At 62.5% G+C, this 18,940-nt stretch carries 13 protein-coding genes; 4 read left to right on the plus strand and 9 right to left on the minus strand.

The window, feature by feature from the left end; translation table 11 throughout:
• The 7 genes from JQ600_RS36340 to JQ600_RS36370 all read right to left on the minus strand — a co-directional run.
• Nucleotides 1-1,450 (minus strand): M10 family metallopeptidase (locus JQ600_RS36340; protein ID WP_212490430.1); only part of this gene is annotated, 1,450 nt, incomplete at its 3' end.
• A 256-nt stretch (nucleotides 1,451-1,706) separates the two neighbouring features.
• Nucleotides 1,707-1,862 carry a hypothetical protein gene (locus JQ600_RS36345; RefSeq protein WP_211999004.1) on the minus strand — a complete coding sequence of 52 codons (156 nt, stop codon included), beginning with the start codon at nucleotides 1,860-1,862 and terminating at the stop codon, nucleotides 1,707-1,709.
• A gap of 167 nt (nucleotides 1,863-2,029) precedes the next feature.
• Nucleotides 2,030-3,496 (minus strand): NAD(P)/FAD-dependent oxidoreductase, encoded by a 1,467-nt coding sequence (locus tag JQ600_RS36350; RefSeq protein WP_212490431.1) that lies wholly within the window; start codon nucleotides 3,494-3,496, stop codon nucleotides 2,030-2,032.
• 54 nt (nucleotides 3,497-3,550) lie between these two features.
• Entirely contained in the window at nucleotides 3,551-3,967 is a 417-nt protein-coding gene (locus JQ600_RS36355; protein ID WP_212392262.1) for a nuclear transport factor 2 family protein, read from the minus strand.
• Between the two features lie 168 nt (nucleotides 3,968-4,135).
• Nucleotides 4,136-5,566 carry an adenosylhomocysteinase gene (ahcY, locus tag JQ600_RS36360; protein WP_212392261.1) on the minus strand — a complete coding sequence of 477 codons (1,431 nt, stop codon included), beginning with the start codon at nucleotides 5,564-5,566 and terminating at the stop codon, nucleotides 4,136-4,138.
• A 77-nt stretch (nucleotides 5,567-5,643) separates the two neighbouring features.
• Nucleotides 5,644-6,906 carry a methionine adenosyltransferase gene (metK, locus tag JQ600_RS36365; protein ID WP_212210133.1) on the minus strand — a complete coding sequence of 421 codons (1,263 nt, stop codon included), beginning with the start codon at nucleotides 6,904-6,906 and terminating at the stop codon, nucleotides 5,644-5,646.
• Between the two features lie 60 nt (nucleotides 6,907-6,966).
• The gene (locus JQ600_RS36370) at nucleotides 6,967-8,322 is read right to left on the minus strand and encodes a hypothetical protein (RefSeq protein ID WP_212268924.1); all 1,356 of its coding nucleotides are present in this window, start codon (nucleotides 8,320-8,322) and stop codon (nucleotides 6,967-6,969) included.
• 171 nt (nucleotides 8,323-8,493) lie between these two features.
• On the opposite strand from JQ600_RS36370, the gene JQ600_RS36375 reads away from it, so the two are divergent.
• Nucleotides 8,494-10,212, plus strand: a complete 1,719-nt coding sequence (locus JQ600_RS36375) for a caspase family protein (RefSeq protein WP_212268923.1) — start codon at nucleotides 8,494-8,496, stop codon at nucleotides 10,210-10,212.
• 129 nt (nucleotides 10,213-10,341) lie between these two features.
• Here the strand turns inward: JQ600_RS36375 and JQ600_RS36380 are convergent, their stop codons facing one another.
• Together JQ600_RS36380 and JQ600_RS36385 are read right to left on the minus strand one after the other, a co-directional pair.
• The gene (locus tag JQ600_RS36380; RefSeq protein WP_212392259.1) at nucleotides 10,342-12,081 is read right to left on the minus strand and encodes a serine hydrolase; all 1,740 of its coding nucleotides are present in this window, start codon (nucleotides 12,079-12,081) and stop codon (nucleotides 10,342-10,344) included.
• Between the two features lie 184 nt (nucleotides 12,082-12,265).
• Nucleotides 12,266-15,598: an adenylate/guanylate cyclase domain-containing protein gene (locus JQ600_RS36385; RefSeq protein WP_212490432.1), complete on the minus strand. Its 3,333-nt coding sequence runs from the start codon at nucleotides 15,596-15,598 to the stop codon at nucleotides 12,266-12,268.
• Between the two features lie 789 nt (nucleotides 15,599-16,387).
• On the opposite strand from JQ600_RS36385, the gene JQ600_RS36390 reads away from it, so the two are divergent.
• The 3 genes from JQ600_RS36390 to JQ600_RS36400 all read left to right on the plus strand — a co-directional run bounded on the left by JQ600_RS36390 (nucleotide 16,388) and on the right by JQ600_RS36400 (nucleotide 18,558).
• Nucleotides 16,388-16,894 carry a hypothetical protein gene (locus JQ600_RS36390; RefSeq protein ID WP_212268988.1) on the plus strand — a complete coding sequence of 169 codons (507 nt, stop codon included), beginning with the start codon at nucleotides 16,388-16,390 and terminating at the stop codon, nucleotides 16,892-16,894.
• Nucleotides 16,881-17,615, plus strand: a complete 735-nt coding sequence (locus JQ600_RS36395; protein WP_409410701.1) for a TetR/AcrR family transcriptional regulator — start codon at nucleotides 16,881-16,883, stop codon at nucleotides 17,613-17,615. The genes JQ600_RS36390 and JQ600_RS36395 overlap by 14 nt, the downstream gene beginning before the upstream one ends.
• Nucleotides 17,616-17,685: 70 nt before the next feature.
• Nucleotides 17,686-18,558 carry a DMT family transporter gene (locus JQ600_RS36400; protein ID WP_212392257.1) on the plus strand — a complete coding sequence of 291 codons (873 nt, stop codon included), beginning with the start codon at nucleotides 17,686-17,688 and terminating at the stop codon, nucleotides 18,556-18,558.
• Nucleotides 18,559-18,940: the final 382 nt, after the last annotated feature.

Here is an 18,940-nt window from a genome sequence, read left to right on the forward strand (position 1 = left end):
CTGCATTGTTATGATAATTGTTGGGCGTCCAGATATAGGCGCTGTTGGCACCGCTGCCGCCATCCCAGAACTGATACCGGGTTGCGGCATTGCCATCGGCATCGGAATAATTGACCCAGCTCGATACCTGCGCCCACGCATTCACGGACACACTGTGATCGTTGATCGTCGCCACCGGCGCCTGATTAGGAAAATTCGAGCTTGCAAACGTGCCGTCTGCAAAACCGAAATATTCGATCCCACTCGCGGTCTCCGTGCCATCCGGCGTGCCACTGCGCTGATCCGCCAATGTATAAACCTGCGTCGTAGCGTTGTAGCTGATCAGATAATCGCTTGAGTTGCCTGAAAATATCGCCGTGTCAGTCCCGGCCCCGCCGATCAGCGCGTCGTTTCCACCGCCGCCAATCAGCGTATCGTTTCCACCGCCACCCGTCAGGGTATTCGCGATCACATTGCCGGTGAGAGAATCGTTACCCGAGCCGCCGATGGCGTTGTCGATATAGGACCGCGCATCATTGTTGTACAAATAGGCGTTGAAGATATTGCCCTGCGCGTAGTGCCCGTTTCCGAGATAGGCAATTTGCGTCGATGAGGTGATCGAGGACGCGCCGGGATTGAGATTGATCGTCACCCCGGTCCCGTAGTTTGACAGGTCGTAGGTATCGATGCCGTTGCCGTCCCACACCGTCTCGAACACGCGATTGGCCGAGCCGCCGACGCCATTGCCGGGCGCCAGCTGCGCGACCCCATTGATGTACTGCTGTCCGGTCGTCGCGTTCCAGGAGTAGACGGTGTTTCCGCTATTGGTCGAATAGTTGGCGCCATACATCGTCTGCAGGGCGAGAATATCGTTCGCCATGTAGGTTTGCGCGTAGCCGTAGGATTCGGCGGTGTAGCCCGTCAGCGGCGCGCCGACGTAGCTGCGGTAGCTCATGACCGTGAACTCGGAAGAGTCATGCGCGGTCGGCACCGCGACATTGGCGACGCCGCCGGTCTCCTGGCTGTGCTTGAGGCCGAGCGAGTGTCCCAGCTCGTGCAGTGCCGTCGCGAAATAATAGTTGCCCAGCTTGGCCTGCGCATAGGGGTAAGCGGTGCCGAACCAGATGTCGCCGCCGGCCGGCACGTTGGCCGGATAATAGGCGTAGGAGGTCGGATTGGCTTCCGGGGATTGCGCCACCATGATGTCGGCGCTGCCGTTTCCGGCATACTGGACCGTGATATTGGTATAGCTCGAGATCAGTGCAAACGCGTAGACAATGGCTTGCTGCATCGCCGAGGGGGCGATGCCGAACCCTGACGCCGTCGGCTCACCGTAGCCGTAATAGTTGGCCGGGTAGTCACTGGGCGAATCCGGAAAGCTGTAGGTGATCGTGCCGGTCCATCTGGTGCCGCTGAGCAGACCATCGATCTCGGCATTGTTCGTTCGGGACGTATTTGTCGCAGTGGCCAACGCAGCTCTCCAGGCACTTCGCAAAACCTGATTCGGGACTGCTTCGATTCGTAAACCACAAGTCGATACGCTTGCCTTAACCTTTGGCGAAAAATTGTTGGAGAGCGGCAATACTACATTAACACAGGGTCAGTTCCCTAGCGGGAACGTCCGACATCCGGGATCGGAAGAGGTACCCCGTATTTTTGCGGACAACTTGTCGTGACGCCAAGGTTCCGTTGCCGAGGGCGGTGGCTTCGTCCGGCAGGGATGGCGATCAGCTCCGCCCCATCGCCTGCAGGCCCTTGAAGGTCAGGCGCTTGGGGTCCGTGACGCCGGCCAGATAGAGCCTGCGGATAAAGGCAACGACCGCGTCGCGGTCGCAATCGGTCAATGCAACCACGGCATCGACGGCAATTCGCTGGGCATCCATGGGCTTCCTCGTGCTGTCAGTTAGCCTCAGGCCAGACAGCGTAGGCGGCACCGGTTAATCCGGTGTTAACCGTTGGGCAGGCTGAACGATTCGCGCGGGCCCGCGTATACGCGAAATTACGCAGAAGGCTTTCCGGCTGGCGCCACGGACAGCCCGCGGCGAGGCCGTCACGAATACTGCATCACCCCGTCGTCGATCTTGCCGTAGCGCAGCGTGACGATGTCGAGGGCGTAGTTCTGGTAGAGCCGCCACGGCCGCTTCGAGCCCTGCTTGGGCATCTGCGCGATGGCGCGCTGCACGTAGCCGGAGGAGAAATCCAGCGACGGCAGTTCCGATACCGACGGATCGAGGTTATGCGGCACGCATTGCTTGTAGCCGTGCCGGTCCATGTAGTTGATCAGGCGGCAGACATATTCGCAGGTGAGATCGCATTTCAGCGTCCACGACGCGTTGGTGTAGCCGAACGCCGAGGCCATGTTCGGCACGTCCGAATACATCATGCCCTTGTAGTTCAGCGTCCGCGCGAAATCGACTTTCCGGCCGTCGACGCTGACTTCGAGACCGCCGAGCACCTGCAGGTTAAGCCCGGTCGCGGTGACGATGATATCGGCTTCGAGTTCGCTGCCGTCCTTCAGCTTGATGCCGCTTTTGGTGAGGGTGTCGATGTGATTGGTGACGACGGAGGCGCGCTTGTCCCTGATTGCCTTGAACAGGTCGCCGTCCGGCACCAGGCACAGCCGCTGCTCCCAGGGATTGTAGCGCGGCGTGAAATGCGTGCCGATGTCGTAGTCGGGGCCGAGCGCCATTTTCACGCCGCCGAGGATCAGCGCTTTGGCGCGGTCGGGCTTGCGCCGGCAGAGCTGGAAGAAATACATGCCGAACAGCACGTTGCGCCAGCGGATCATGTGATAGGCGAGTTTTGCGGACAGATTGCGCCGCAGCTTGTTGGCGAGCGCGTCTTCCGCGGGCCGCGCCACCACATAGGTCGGCGAGCGCTGCAGCATGGTGACGTGCGAAGCGGTCCTGGCCATCTCCGGCACCAGCGTTACCGCTGTCGCGCCGGAGCCGATCACCACGACGCGCTTGCCGGCATAGTCGATGTCTTCGGGCCATTTCTGCGGATGCACGATGCGGCCGGCGAAATCCGCTGATCCTGCAAACTCCGGCGTGTAGCCTTCCTCGTATTTGTAATAGCCCGAGCACATGAACAGGAAATTGCAGGTGAAGCGCACGGTCTCGGGTCCACCCTCGCCCACCCTGCGTTCGGCCTCCACGGTCCAGCGCGCATCCTGCGACGACCACGACGCGCGTTTGACGCTGTGGTTGAAGCGGATATTCCTGTCGATGCCGTTCTCGAGCGCAGTCTGCCGCACATAGTTGAGAATGTTCGGCCCGTCGGCGATCGCCTTCGGCTCGGTCCAGGGCTTGAACGAATAGCCGAGCGTGAACATGTCGCTGTCGGAGCGGACGCCGGGATAGCGAAACAGATCCCAGGTGCCGCCGATGCAGTCGCGGCCCTCGAGAATGGCGTAGCTCTTGCCGGGGCATTTCTGCTGCAGGTGATATCCGGCGCCGATGCCGGAGAGGCCTGCCCCAACGATGAGGACGTCGAAATGCTCTGGTGTATCCGTCATCACGCTCTCCCTGCCCACAGGTATGGGCAGGGCCGCGCCCAATTGCAACCGGCTTCAGGTGGCCGCGACGACGACGGCGGCAGAGTCGAAATACTCATAGAACTCGACCGCTTTGCCATCCTTGAAGCGCCAAAAATCCACCTTCGGTGTCTCCACGGCCTTGCCGGTCTTCTTGTTGGTCCACGCCGTCGAGCCACGGGCGCAAACAGCCTCACCCTGTGCGACGTATTCGTCGATTGTGTAGTGTATCATCGCCCAGTCGGCCAGGAGCCCGTCGAAGTAAGTCCGCAACCCCTCGCGGCCATCGTAATGCGTCGCGAATTGAAGCGGTGCCGCGCCCCGCGGCACCGACCCCCAGCTGATCTTTGGATCGGCGATGCTCAGGAACTGCTCGACGCTACCACCGCGCGTTTCGTGCCATTGGTGATAGACTTCTTTGAGGATTGCGACATTTGCTGCTTCGTTCGACATGACTTTCCCTCCGCAATGTTTTCGCGTCTGAAAGTGAAGTCTGGAAAGTGTGCCGCCCGCTTCAATAGTGGCGGGCTTGTCGTTCTTCCACCTCAGATCGTATCAGGGTTGTGCCATGAAAAAAGCCCCGGATCGCTCCGGGGCTCTTTTGTCGCGCATGCGGTTGGCTCAGTACCTATAGTGATCCGCCTTGAACGGGCCTTCCGGCTTGACGCCGATATATTCGGCCTGGTCGGGGCGCAGTTCGGTCAGCTTGACGCCGATCTTGGCCAGATGCAGCCGGGCCACCTTCTCGTCCAGCGACTTCGGCAGCACGTAGACTTCCTTCTTGTACTTGCCGTCCTTGTTGTTGGCGAACAGCTCGATCTGCGCCAGCGTCTGGTTGGTGAACGAGGCCGACATCACGAAGCTCGGATGGCCCATGGCGTTGCCGAGGTTTACGAGACGGCCTTCCGACAGCAGGATGATGCGGTGGTTGTCGGGGAACGTGATCTCGTCGACCTGCGGCTTGATGTTGTCCCACTTCAGGTTCTTCAGACCCGCGATCTGGATCTCGTTGTCGAAGTGGCCGATGTTGCAGACGATGGCGCGATCCTTCATCGCGCGCATGTGCTCGATGGTGATGATGTCCTTGTTGCCGGTGGCGGTGACGAAGATGTCGGCGCGGGGTGCCGCGTCTTCCATGGTCACGACCTCGTAGCCTTCCATCGCCGCCTGCAGCGCGCAGATCGGATCGACTTCCGACACCATCACGCGGCAGCCGGCCTGGCGCAATGACGCGGCCGATCCCTTACCGACGTCGCCGAAGCCCGCGACCATCGCAATCTTGCCCGACATCATGACGTCGGTGCCGCGGCGGATGCCGTCGACCAGCGATTCACGGCAGCCATAGAGGTTGTCGAACTTCGATTTGGTCACGCTGTCGTTGACGTTGATCGCCGGCCACAACAGCGTACCGGCCTTCTGCATGTCATAGAGGCGATGCACGCCCGTGGTGGTCTCTTCGGAAACGCCCTTGATGCTCTTGGCAATCTCGGCGAAATAGCCCTTCGGCTTTTCCTTGAGCTGCTTCTTCAGCAGCGCGAAGAAGACTTCCTCTTCTTCCGAACCCGGCTTGTCCAGGAACTTGGTGTCGCCGTTCTCGGCGCGCAGACCAAGATGGACGTACATGGTGGCGTCGCCGCCGTCGTCAAGGATCATGTTCGGGTGACCGCCACCGTGCCAGTCGAACAGCTTGGCGGTGTAATCCCAGTATTCGGTGAGGCTCTCGCCCTTGACGGCAAACACCGGAATGCCGGCGGCTGCGATCGCCGCCGCCGCGTGATCTTGCGTCGAATAGATGTTGCAGGAGACCCAGCGGATGTCGGCGCCGAGTGCGGCCAGCGTCTCGATCAGCACGCCGGTCTGGATCGTCATGTGCAGGGAGCCCGCGATGCGCGCGCCCTTCAGTGGCTGCTTCGGGCCGTATTCCTCGCGCGTCGCCATCAGGCCGGGCATTTCGGTCTCGGCCAGCGAGAGTTCCTTGCGGCCGAATTCGGCGAGCGAGATGTCCTTGACGATGTAGTCGGTAAAGGCAGGCTTCTTGGCGGCGGCGGTCATGTGTTGATCCCTTGAAAAAGCTTATTCCGAAAAGCGCGAAAGGCTTTCCGGAATAAGCAGGACGATTACGGAGAAAATCAGAACGCACCCTTCAGCGCGGACACCAGATCGGTTTTTTCCCAGGAGAAGCCGCCATCCTTTTCCGGCGCGCGGCCGAAATGGCCATAGGACGCGGTGCGGCGATAGATCGGCCGGTTCAGTTTCAGCGTACGGCGGATGTTGGTCGGGGTCAGCCGGAACAGTTGCGGCAGCACCTTTTCGAGCTTCTTTTCATCGACCTTGCCGGTGCCGTGGGTTTCCACCAGCAGCGACATCGGATCGGCGACGCCGATCGCATAGGCGACCTGGATGGTGCAGCGATCGGCAAAGCCAGCCGCGACAACGTTCTTGGCGAGGTAGCGCGCGGCATAGGCAGCGGAACGATCGACCTTGGTCGGATCCTTGCCGGAGAAGGCGCCGCCGCCATGCGGCGCGTAGCCGCCATAGGTGTCGACGATGATCTTGCGGCCAGTCAGGCCGCAATCGCCGTCGGGGCCGCCGACCACGAAATTGCCGGTCGGATTGACCAGGAAGTCGGAGGACTTTTGCGGCATCCAGCCCTTCGGCAGTGCCGACTCGACTTCATGCGCGATCATGTCCTTGATCAGGCCGGGCGAATACTTCTTGCCGTTGCGGCTCTTCTCGTTGTGCTGGGTCGACACCACGACCTTGGTGCAGCCGACCGCTTTGCCTTCGACATATTTCACCGTGACCTGGCTCTTGGCGTCGGGCTGCAGGTCGAACAGCTGACCGCTGCGGCGCTTGTCGGACAGCACTTTCAGGATGCGGTGCGCGAAGAAAATCGGCGCGGGCATGAAGCTGCCCTTTTCGTAGATTTCGCTCTCGTTGCAGGCATAGCCGAACATCATGCCCTGGTCGCCGGCGCCTTCTTCTTCGCCGCTCTTCTTTTTCTTGGCATCGACGCCCATCGCAATATCGGGCGACTGGCCATGCAGCAGCACTTCGATATCGGCGCCGTGATAGGAGAAGCCGTTCTGGTCGTAGCCGATATCCTTGACTACGCCGCGGGCGATCTCGGAGATCAGTTCGCGATCGACCACCGAGACGCCGTGAATGTCGCGGAACAACTGGCCACGGCCCTCGCCGGCAATCACGATCTTGTTGGTCGTGCAGAGTGTCTCGCAGCCGAGACGGGTATTTACCGCACTGTCGTCGGCAATACCGAGCTTGACGTCCTTCTCGAGGAAGGCATCGAGAATGGCGTCGGAGATTTGATCCGAAACCTTGTCCGGATGGCCTTCGGAAACCGACTCGCTGGTGAAAAGATAAGACGCGCGCATCAACAACCCCTTGTTTCCGCCTGCTGTCGGCGGGCTCTCTTTGTCATTTATCCCGGAATGTCAGTCGCGACGGCGCGAAATGACGTAGGATTCGTCGTAAAACCAAAGCCCATTATGCTTGCGCAGAACCTCTCTGGTGGCATCGAGGGTTCGGCCGTTTTCGGTCATTTCCGTCAACCGTTCGTCTTCGATCTGGGCGACATACACCGCCGCATTCCACGCTGCAAAGGCCGTCGAGGTTCCGATCGAGCCGGTGACCTCGTTGGGCAGCGCTTCCATATCATAACGGAAGATGGAACGGTTATCGGCGTAAGCATTAAAATTGAGGTCGCGCCCGGCTGACCCCAGCTCATATTTCACCGTGCGCAATAGCTCATGACGGCTCACCGCGAAAGGATTTTCTCCGGGCCACACCGCCTGGATGATTTCCAGCCCCGGATCCTGCCCATGGGAGTGAATTCCAATCAACCGGCCGCCGGCCCGCAGCGCCCGCGCCAGCGGCGCGATGATCCGCTTGGCGCGGAAATTCACAGAGGATTTGGCCCGGTATGGCTGGGATGCGATGACGAGATCGAAATTGGCCTCGGTTCGGCCCGCCCGGGGGATGATCGAATCAAGCAGGAACCGGTGGTCCTCCCGGTAAACCACCAGCGCCACCGGCCGTTCATAGATCGGCATGCCCGATGTGGGGCTGACATTGGCCCGCCAGTTCTGCTCAAGAAATGGGCCCAGTGCGGCGATCTGGGTCTCGAACTCGCCCGACGAGGCCCCCTGCAAGGCCACCTCATGCCAGATCATGCCTGCGGCCGCCGCGGGCGAAGCCGGCGTCAGCCAGGGCGCCTCGGCGTAGTACATGTTGGTGAGCACAAAAACGGTCGCGGGATGTTCGAACAGCCGGTCCGGAACCTTGTCGAGCGTCAGGCGGACGTCCTCCAGGCTGAGCTCCTTGCCGGCGATATAGAACGGCATATGGGGGAAGCGGCCGTGCATCGAGCGCATCACCCGCGCCAGCACCGTGCCGTCGCCGACGCCGGCATCGAACACGCGTAGCGCCGGCGGCCGCGGATGCAGGCTCGACAGCTCGAGCGCCACCCGGTCGGCGATTATCCGCTTTTCGCTGCAGGTATGGACGAACAGCAGGTATTTCTGCCGGTTCTCGAAGAAGCGGAAATTGCCCCTGGGGTCACGCTTCTCGGGAGGCACTTCGATCCCGCGCGGCGGCGGCAGCCCGCCCGGCGTCGAGGCGGCGATATAGGCCTGGATCCGGTCCAGCGTGTCGATGGTAATGCGCTTGCCCTCGCGCAGGCGATGCACCAGCTTGCCATCATTGACGGCCCGGCGGCCAAACGTCGTCTCCGCCATATCGGCCTGGCGGCAGAAATCCGATATCTGGCTGAGAATCTTGTCGTTTTTCATCGGGTGGCGGTTTTGGGACGGAACGGTGGGCAACGGCGGGTGACCGGGACGTCCTACCACCATCTGCCCACTGGGGGAAAGGCCTGTTTCCCGGCCCGGCCGGCATGAACCGCCATCCCGGATTTCGCCACCAAGACAAGGACGCAACCCCTTGATGGTAAGGACCAATTGATGCGCCGCGCGATCCTGACGCTGAGCTTGCTCGCAGCCGCCCTGTGGTCGGCGCCCTCCCTCGCCCAGTCCCGCAAACAACTCGGGCCGCTTTGCACCACCGACACCACGCCGGCCGATCAGATGATCGATGCCTGCAACAAGATCATCGCGCTGAAGGTGTTTTCCGGCGAGAAACTCGCGGGCATCTATTTCTGGCGCGCGGTCGGCTGGAACAAGAAGGGCGACTACGTCAAGGTCATCGCCGACGCCAGCGAGGCGCTCAGGCTCAAGCCTGATATCGCGATCTACAATCTGCGCGGCTCGGCCTATTACGACAAGGGCGAATACGACATCGCGATATCAGACTTCAACGACGCGCTGCGGCTGGGACCACCGAGCGGCATCCTGTTTCATAACCGCGGCAACGCCTGGCGCGGCAAGGGCGAGTACGCCAAGGCGATCGCGGACTATGATTCGTCGATCAACGCCGGACGGAAATCCCCGTTCTCCTATCAGAACCGCGGCATCTCGAAACAGGCGCTCGGCGATCTCGACGGCGCGATGGCCGACATCAACGAAGCGATCCGGCTCGACGCGGCGCTGCCGCAGCCGCTGATCCACCGCGCCGTGCTTTGGCGCGCCAAGGGCGACTTCGAACGCGCCATTGCCGACGGCACCGAGGCGATCCGCCTCGCCAAGGCGAAGGCGCCGGTCAACATCATGACGCCGCCCGGCAGCGTGCTGATTTCGGCCTACAGCCAGCGCGGCCTCGCCTATGAAGCAAAGGGCGATTTCACCAGCGCGAAGCAGGACTACGCCGCCACCCTCGAAGGCAAGGCGTCGGACGCCGGCAGCAAATCCAATCAGGCCACCGCGAAGGTTCGGCTCTCGCTGCTCACGGACCCAACGGCGCCGGCGCCGAGAGATGCGACATCAAACACGACATCGGCGCCGGCCGGCGCGGCAAGCCCTGCCCCGCTTCCCACCGCGGTCCAGAGCATCACGCGGCGTGTCGCGCTCGTGATCGGCAACGGCGCCTACGCCCACGTCACGCCGCTGCCCAACCCGGTCAACGACGCCCGCTCGATCGCGAAAAGCCTGCGCGACATCGGTTTCGTCGTGAACGAAGGCATCGACCTCGATCGCGTCGCGATGCAGTCGACGATCCGCGACTTCCTGCGCGATGCGGCGCGGGCGCAGGTCGCGGTGGTCTACTACGCCGGTCATGGCGTGCAGGTCGAGGGCCGCAACTACCTGGTGCCGATCGACGTGGCGCTGCAAGCCGGCGGCCGCATGACTGATACGATGGTGGAAATGGATACGATCATGGCCGGTCTTGACGATCAGGTGCGCACCAACATCCTGATCATGGACGCCTGCCGCAACAACCCCATGACTCCCCCCGTGGCGACGACGCAAGTGGCTTCCGCGGGCGCCAATCGCGGCATCCAGGCCGGACCCGGTCTCGCCGCGCCGGCCAGCCTTGGCGCCGGCTCGACGCTGGGCGCGGGAACGCTGATCGCCTATGCGACCGCGCCCGGACAGGTGGCGCTCGACGGCGAAGGCGTCAACAGCCCGTTCTCGGCAGCCCTGTCGCGCCACATCGGCACGCCCGGGCTCGAGGTGCAGCAGATGCTGACGCGGGTGCGCGCCGAAGTCGTCGCCGCGACCAAGTCCAGGCAGGTGCCGTGGTCGAACTCGTCGCTGCTCGGTGAGGTCTATCTGACGGGGAAGTGAGCACGCCGCTCTCGCCCCGTCATTGCCAGCGAAGCGAAGCAATCCATCTCGCGGCATAGCGGATGGATGGATTGCTTCATGCGCAACGCTTCGCGTTTGTCGCGGGCAATGACGTAGAAAGTTACTTCCTTACTCCTCCACCCGCTGCGCAACGAAGACGCCATTCGGCTGGTGAAAGACCACCTCGTCGATAACAGCCTCGCCGCGGAATTCGACGACAAGACCCTCCAGTTCGACGATGCGAAACCTTCTGCCCTGCTCGGGCGCGAGGCGATAGGCCGGCTGGTAGTCGGGCTTCAGCACGAGCCGATTTTCGCTATCCAGCGTGACGCGATGCGTTATCGAACCGCTCTTGAAGTGGCCGACGCATCGGGCGCGGAACGCCGGATCGGTGCAGTCGCCGGCCGCAAGGCGTGCAAAGACGATATCCTTCACGACAGGTTCCAGCGGCGCCGACAGGCTGACGATGTTGCCGTCGCGGTCGGTCAGGAAGGTAATGGCAAGCCGGTCCGGCTGCAGGCGGTGCGGCTCCTCGGGCAATTCGAACGTCTCGTAATGACGGTGCGTCAGGGGTGCGGACATCCCGCGCCACGCCCAATGCAGTGCGCCGTCCTTTGCAGTCATCGACATCACGCCATAGGCCGGATGCGCGTACTCGCCGGCATACGCCGCCAGCTCGTGCGCTGGCTGCGTATCCTTGTGACGCGCCTTTTCCCGCGCGTCCTTGTCGACCTGCATGTGGGCGATGAATTCATCGCGCTGCTTGAGGAAGCGTGCACGCCATTCGACCGGCGCGCGGCCACGCAGCCGGTCGAGGATGTACCAGGTCAGCGTTGACGGCACTTCGCTCGGGCTGCGGTTGGTCAGGACGGCAATTCCGATGCCCAGGTCCGGCATCAGCGTCATCAGCGATCCCCAGCCGACCCAGCCGCCGCCGTGAAACACCATCCGGTCGCCGCGATAGTAGTTGGTCTGGAAGCCAAGGCCATAGAGCGCCTGACCGAACTCGGCGAGGTTGGGCGCCGAGATGAAGGCACGCGACGCATGCAGTTCACCGATCAGCGCTGCCGGCAGCAGCCGTTCGCCGTCGAGTTCACCTTTGTCCAGATGCAGCCGCATCCAGTTCGCAAGACCGGTGACCGACGTGTTGATCGCACCGGCCGCAATGGTGCGGATCGGCAGGCGCATCGCCGGCAGCCGTGTATCCTCGTGCATCATGTACGGCCGCGCCGCTTCACCTGCGGCGTCAAGGTCGTCGAGGTTGAAGCTGACGGTCATGCCGAGCCGGTCGGTCAGCCGGGTCCGGATGAACGCCTCGAAACTCTGTCCGCTGAGACGCTCGATCAAGAGACCCGCAACGTTGTAGCAGAGGTTGTTGTATTGCCAGGTGGTGCGGATATCGCGGCTCAATTCGAGATGCCGCATCAAGCCTAGCATTTCGGCGGGCGCCCGGTCGCCCGCCATGTGCACCCAGTCATGGCGCGGCAGCCCCGACTGATGGCTCAGCAGGTCGCGCACCGTGACCCGCTCGGTCGCGACCGGATCGCTCAGGCGAAACTCGGGCATGTAGTCGCGCACCGGCTTGGTCCAGTCGAGCCGCCCCTCTTGGTGCAACAGCGCGATCGCGGTCGCGGTGAACGATTTGGTGATCGAGCAAATGACGAACTGCGTCGCCGGCGTAACGGGCAGATTTGCCTCGACATCGCGCTGACCATAGGCCCGCGTCAGCGCCACCTTGCCGTCCTGCACCACGGCAAGCGCGACCCCCGGCACCTTCCAGTCGGCCATCACTTCGGCGGCGAGACGATCGAGATCGGAGACGAACGAGGAAACCGGCGTGGTTGGCGCCTCGGCGGATGCGTGGGACATGCAGCTTCTCGGCACGAACAGCAGCTAGCGCATATCCCGGATCAGGCTGCACCACGCGGCAAGGTTGCGTTGCGGATTGTAGCTCGTGGCGAGCCGCTCGCGAAGCCTGCCTGACGGAGAAGTGAAGACGCTTCGCTCGGCGCGGTTCGCCCTTCCGGCCCTCGAAAGAATGTAGTTGCACCGGCTAACGGCTGCGCCGGAGCAGCTTCTCCGCCTCTTCGATTTCGGGGAGATCCTGCGCGGTGTCGAAGTCAACAAGGAGTGGCCCGAGCAGTTCGGATACGGGCGCCGCTCGACCATTCCTGATGTAGAAGCGCGCCAGGCCAAGCGCGCTGCGCAATTCGAAAGTCTTGGTCTGCTGGCGGCGGGCGATTTCAAGGGCCCTGTTGAAGGCATCTTCGACCATGGAAGCGTTCGGCGGGTCGCAACGGAGCAGCAGCTCTCCCCGGGCACGATGCAGTTCGGCATCGAGCCAATGCTGGCCGGATTGTTCCGTCCAGCCGATCAACGCGCGCACAATTTCCAGCCCGGTTTCGAGCTGCCCGGCTTCTGCGTTCGCCAGGGCAACATGCATCCCCCAGAACGGCTCACAAAGGTAGCAATCATTTTCATGCAGCAAGGTCCAGCCGCGGCGCATTTCGCTCAGTCCCTCCACCTGCTCGCCGGCGCGCCACTTTGCAAGGCCGTTCAGGTAGGTCCCGGCGGCCACATACAACGGCATCGTATGTTCGCGGGCGAGAGCGAGGGCAAGGATGGTCTCCGTCTGCTGCAACATGCCCCGGCATAGTCCGTCGAAGACGGCCTTGTGAACCAGCGCATTGGCCTGCGACAGCGCCCGCTTTTCTCCCGGCACACTCACCGCTGCCACGGCGAGCCGGCGCGCTCGATCAATCTTTCCGATCGGCCAGAGCACCAGGGCGAGAAACCTCATGATGACGAACGGCAGGTCCAGCGTCGACGCCCTGAAGGTCTCGGGATTCGGCTCGGCGCCGTAGATCGCCAGGGCCCGCTCAAGATGCACTTTCGCATTGAGGTAATCGCCGCCGAACCAGCAAGTCACCCCGCTGGTGCAATGGGCGAGGACTGCCGCCACCGGCGATTCCGGTCGCCGGTCGGCGGCGCTGACGATTGCATCCACCAACTCCCGCATCGGCGCGATCTCGCCGTGAGTGAGGCAGGCATTGAACAGGCCCGAATGGATCGGCGCCAGTTCGACCGGATCATTGATGTCAGCTGCGAACTGCCGGGCGCGCGTCCATGCCGCCACCGTTTCGGGCGCGCTGTGCCCAAGGCTTCCGCGCAGCGCGCGGCTATAGGCAATCTGGAGATCGAGCCGGCTCATGATGCGGCCCGGCGCGTCGGGCACCCCATCGGCGATCGCGACGGCCTTGCCGAGATGGGCGACCGCCTCGGAATACGCCGAGCGTTTCAGCGCCTGCTGGCCGGCCTTGCGCCACCACCCGAGGGCCACCTCGCCGAGCCCCGCTTCAGTGAAGTGATAAGCCAAGACTTCCGGCTCGGTTTCGGCGATCACCGGAAAGCTGTCGCGCAGGACATCGCCAATATGCTTGTGGAGCTGCAGCCGCCGGCTCTTGAGCAGGCTCTCGTAAGCCGCTTCCTGAACCAGCGCATGCTTGAAGCTGTAGCGTGCTTCCGGCGGCGTGCCACGCCGCATCAGCAGCTCGGCCTGCTCGAGCTGCGCCAGCGCGGCGCTCAATGTCAGATCATCGCGCCCCGCCACACATCGCAGCAGCGTATACGAGAAGTCGCGGCCAATGGCAGCGCCGATCTGCGCCACCTCCTTGACCGGCGCCAGCCGGTCGAGCCGGGCCATCAGCGAGTCCTGCAGCGTCGCGGGAATGGCGAGCGGCGGGAGCGGACTATCGAGCCGATAGCGCCCGGCATCTTCCACCAGCAGTCCGGACTCCAGCACCATCTTGGTCAGTTCCTCGACGAACAGCGGGATACCATCCGTCCTCTCGATGATCTGCGTCATCATTTCGCCTGGCAGCTGCCGGCCGACGGTCACCTGCTCGACCAGCGCGCGCGTTTCCCGCCGGTCGAGCCGATCGAGCCGCGACAGGCTGACGTTGGGAAGCCCCACCCAGGGCGGCTCGAACTCGGGCCGAAAGGTCATCAGCACGAGTATCGGCAATGCCCTGATCCGGTCGACCGTGAGATCGATCAGCTCAAGCGTGGTGGCGTCGGCCCAGTGCATGTCCTCGCAGACAACCAGCACAGGCTGCTGCCGTGCCAAACCCTCGAGCTGATCGAGCAGGGCGACGAATGTCTGTCGCCGCTGCTGCACCGGATTCAGGCCGAGCGGCGGATAGCGCTCGCCGGTGGCGATCGAAAGCAGAGCGGCGATGAGCGGCGTCGCCTTGGCCACCTGCTGCGTTCCGAGCGCGAGCATTGCCTCGAGCTTGTCGAGCTTTTGCTCCTGCGTGTCCTGCGACCTGATGCCGGCAGCGCGCTCGAGTTGAGCGACAAAGGGATGCAGCGCGCTGTTGGTATGGTAGGGCGAGCACTGATAGCGCACCCGGCGGTGCGCCCCCAACGCAGGATTCTCCAACAGCGTCGCGACAATGCGCGACTTGCCGATCCCGGCCTCGCCGGAAATCAGGACCACCTGGCCCTGGCCCTGCCACGCCAGCTGCTGGCGCGAGAGCGCGAATTCGATCTCTGCCTTGCGGCCGACAAAGCCGATCGAGCGCACGGTTCGCACCGCCTCGAAGCGACTCTCCGATGCGGCTCCGCCTTCGACCGCCCAGACCGCGATGGGCTCGTCGATGCCCTTGACCTCGCGGCGGCCGAGGCTGCGAAACGTGAACAGGTCGCCAAGCAGTTGGCGCGTCGAATCCGCAACGACAACCGCCCCCGGCTCCGCCAGGCCCTGCAGCCGGGCGGCGACGTTCGGTGTATCGCCGACCATCGCTTGCTGCTCTGACGTGCCTCCGCTGATGAGGTCGCCGACCACAACAAGTCCGGTCGCGATCGCGATCCGTACCTCCACCCGCTGTATCGCGCGCGTCTCCAGCGGCCCTATTGCGGCGGTGATGTCGAGCCCCGCCCGCACGGCGCGCTCCGCGTCATCCTCGTGTGCAACGGGATAGCCAAAATAAGCAAGTATTCCATCGCCGACGAACCTGGCGATAATGCCGTCGTAAGTGGCAATGACCCTCGCGCAGGCGGCCCGATAGGTGCGGATCACCTCCCACATGTCCTCGGGATCGAGGCGCGCGGAGAGCGCCGTCGAACCGACCAGGTCGCAGAACATGACGGTGAGATGGCGTCGTTCGGCATTGCGCCGGATCGCCGGCTCGGCGACCAGTTCGGCTTGATTGAGTTCGGCAATCGCGCGCAGCATTTTGCGACGATGACCGATCAGGACTCCCAATCTGTCGTAGTCCTGATCCGTCAGGTCGGGAAGCACACCGAGATCAATGCCGTTCTCGGCAAAACGCAGCGCGTATTGCCCAAGCCCCAGCTTCTCGAGCCAGTCCGCAATTTGCTGCATTGGCACCACCCACGCTCTGGTTGGCGGCCTGCCTAATATTGGAACCACGGTAACGAAAAAATTATTGCATATTTTTCCCGGTCGTCGCACGCCCTGTTTGCCGCATATCTGCAGTGCCCGGCTTTCGATTTTTCCGGAGGCCGCGCGGTCGAAATGTCCGCTACTCAAGAGAGCAATGGCTGGATGCAAAACGGCAGGATTGCTGGACGCCCCGCTCGACGGCAAGACCGAACCCACTCGCAACGTTGAAAGAATTCGAACTGATATGCACTCTGCGCCAGATTGAGCCGATCGATGAGTCGGCGATATCTGACCCGCCGAAACCTGCGCTGCATCAACCGTCGGCCAACGAATAGTCAGGTACTACGTTACTCCGAACACGTTTGTTTGAACCTTGTCTCCCGGAACATGACGAAGGGAGCATGCCGTGGCGATGTGAAGGGGTTCACACCGACGCGCGTTAGGCAGTGCTAGAAGCTCGATCGGTCCCAACGGCTGCTGTCATGAGCGACACCAGATTTTTCCGGGGACCCGAGGGCGCTCAATGGCGCCAGCGTGGAAGCGGCGCAAATACGCGCCCGGCAATGTGGCGGCAACCTGCGCGAGCCCAGGCCAAACCCATTCAACAAAACTGCAGGGCATACGGTGTGTTCGGGGATATAGGCGCATAACGCCGTCAAACGCGTTGATGCGGCCGATCGAGATTTCCTCACGCCGGACGATGGCTGCACGAGGCGCGGCCAACATATCGCGTCGTTCCGGCAGGCAACTTTTAGGAAAGGCAGCCCCATGAAAATGGCCAATGCAAATTTCGACAGGTCATCCGGCACCAAGACGGCCGGGTTCGCTCCTGCGGCTCTCATCAAATCGGCGCATCTCATTGAACGAGTAGGACTCGCCGCGATTGGAGGCTCCTGCGGCTTGTACGTCGCCGCAGCATTATTGCGCCGGCTAAACGAACTGCCCTTAAGTGTCGGGATCGTCCTGTTCATGATGCTCTTTGGGGCTTTCAGCTTCTATGTCGGCATCGATCTGCCTCGCCGTTCGGCCCGAAGATCAGCCTCGATCCAACGACGATGGAGCCCGGATACTGTGGTTGAGATCCTGAGCGCGGTCGGAATATTTCTTGCCGCGATTGCGACGTTTGCGTCTGTCGGCATCATCATCCTCGATGAGACCGTGTCTGACGGATCGCTGGCCTTGATCGGAGGCAGCTGGATGACCGGTTCTTCGTTGCAGGTTGCTGCCGGCATCATCGCCCGCAGCTACGGCACGGCCGAGAATGCCGGCAAGTGATTTCCGATTGCCGCTGGAACGCGCAGGCTGGCTGCGACGCAGGCCGACGCGATTGGCTCATAGCTGCCATTTGCAATTCAAGACCGATCAGTCTATATATACGGCTATGACACGCCAATCCGCAATGCAGTTGCCGCGTGGCCGGCCCCGTGGTTTCGACACGGAAGCCGCCGTCGAGCGCGCCATGGGTGTGTTCTGGTCACGCGGCTATCACGGCACGGCGCTTCCAGACCTGCTTCGAGCGACCAAGCTTTCGCGCGGCAGCCTTTATGCCGCCTTCGGGGATAAGCACGCGCTCTTCCTGCGTGCGCTCGATCGCTATATCGCCGACGCTCTGGCGCGGATGGACGTCGAACTCAGTCCGCGTCACGCGCCGGTTGACGGCCTGCGGACCTTCCTTGCCGGTTACGTCGAGCGCACGAGCGGCGCCAGCGGCCGGCGCGGATGCCTGCTGGTGGCCACAGCCATGGAATTGGCCGGCCACGACGAGGATGTCGAAGGTCGCATCGGCGGTTTTTTCAAAGCCATGGAGGCCAGGGTCGCCAGCGCACTCTCGCGCGCGAAGGCAGCGGGCGAACTTGCAGCCGGCGTTGAGCCTGCAAGTGCCGCGCGGATACTGGTCTGCTTCGTCGAGGGGCTTCGGGTGGTCGGTAAAACGGGACCAGCGCGCACCACGTCGCAAGCCACTGCTGACGCCCTTCTCGACCGCTTCATCAGGTAGCTCAGCCATGGACACACGCCGTACTACGCGCGCCTATATCTGGACCGATTAGTCTAAAAATGAGGATGCCATGTCTGCCATTCAGATCGCCTGCGCGGTGCTGGTGCCTCTCATCTGGGGCTATCAGTTCGTCGCCATCAAAGTAGGCGTGCTGCAGTTTCCGCCACTTTTCTTCCTTGGACTGCGCTTCCTTGCCATAGCGCTGCTGCTCATCCCCTTCGTTGCAAGGCCGACACGGCAAGAGCTCGGCTCAATCGCCGTCATCTCGGTCTTCCTTGGTGGACTGAATTTCGGGTTGTTCTATGTGGGCCTGGGGCTCGGTTCCGGCAGCATGTCTGCCGTCGCCTATCAACTCACGACGCCCTTCACCGTCCTGTTGGCCTGGCCGCTGCTTGCGGAGCGGCCATCGCTGATGACATCCACCGGAGTGTTGGTCGCCTTCGGCGGCGTGCTCGTGCTGGCCGCCGGGCCGGGCTTGTCCGCAAATGCGTTACCGATCCTGCTGGTGGTCGGGGCAGCCTTCGCGTTCGCGGTCGCCAACGTCCTGACCAAGCGCCACGGCCCGTTCGATCCCTTGATGTTGACGGGCTGGTCGTCACTTTTCACGGTACCGCAGGTCATGTTGATGTCGCTGTTCCTTGAACACGGGCAACTGGCGACCCTCGTCACGGCGGACGAACGTGGCTGGATGGCGCTCGCCTACACTATTTTCATCGGAGGAATTGTCGGGTTTGGCCTTTGGTTCTGGCTGATCGCCCGTTGCACCATGGCCCGCGTGGCACCATTCGCGCTGCTGCTTCCGGTCTTCGCCTTGATTTCGAGCGTGCTGTTCCTTGGCGACCGCGTGACCCCGACGCTGGCTGTCGGGGCGCTCCTCGCCATCTCGGGCGTCGCCATTACGCAGGTGAGACCGATCGCTCGACCAGATTCCCCCGCGCAATAGCAAACTGGATGCGACGAGTGCGACAAATCAACCCGACGGGCAAATCACTTCTGATTTACGGAAGTCGTGTCAAGCCCCGAAATGAAAAATATTTCTGTTTACCAGAAGGGAAATCAGGTGCATATGTTCGCCCATCCCGTCCTACTCAGAAGGGCGTCGGCCGTCGTCACGGACGTTGGACGGGTTGCGGTGGACGCTGGTTTACGCCTCGACGACGGCGTGGATAAGCGTACGGCAAAACCGTGTGGTCCTGGCACCCGTTGCAGGTGTCAAGCTGTCGGAGAAGCGCAAGCGGGAACGGCGGCGACGGAGTCAACCAAGAACTCGTCTCCGGGGAGATCACGGCATAAGCCGTAAAGCCATTGCGCAGGGAAGGCCGGGT

The sequence above is a fragment of the Bradyrhizobium sp. AUGA SZCCT0176 genome, from assembly GCF_018130145.1.
In the GTDB taxonomy this organism is placed as follows: Bacteria; Pseudomonadota; Alphaproteobacteria; order Rhizobiales; family Xanthobacteraceae; genus Bradyrhizobium.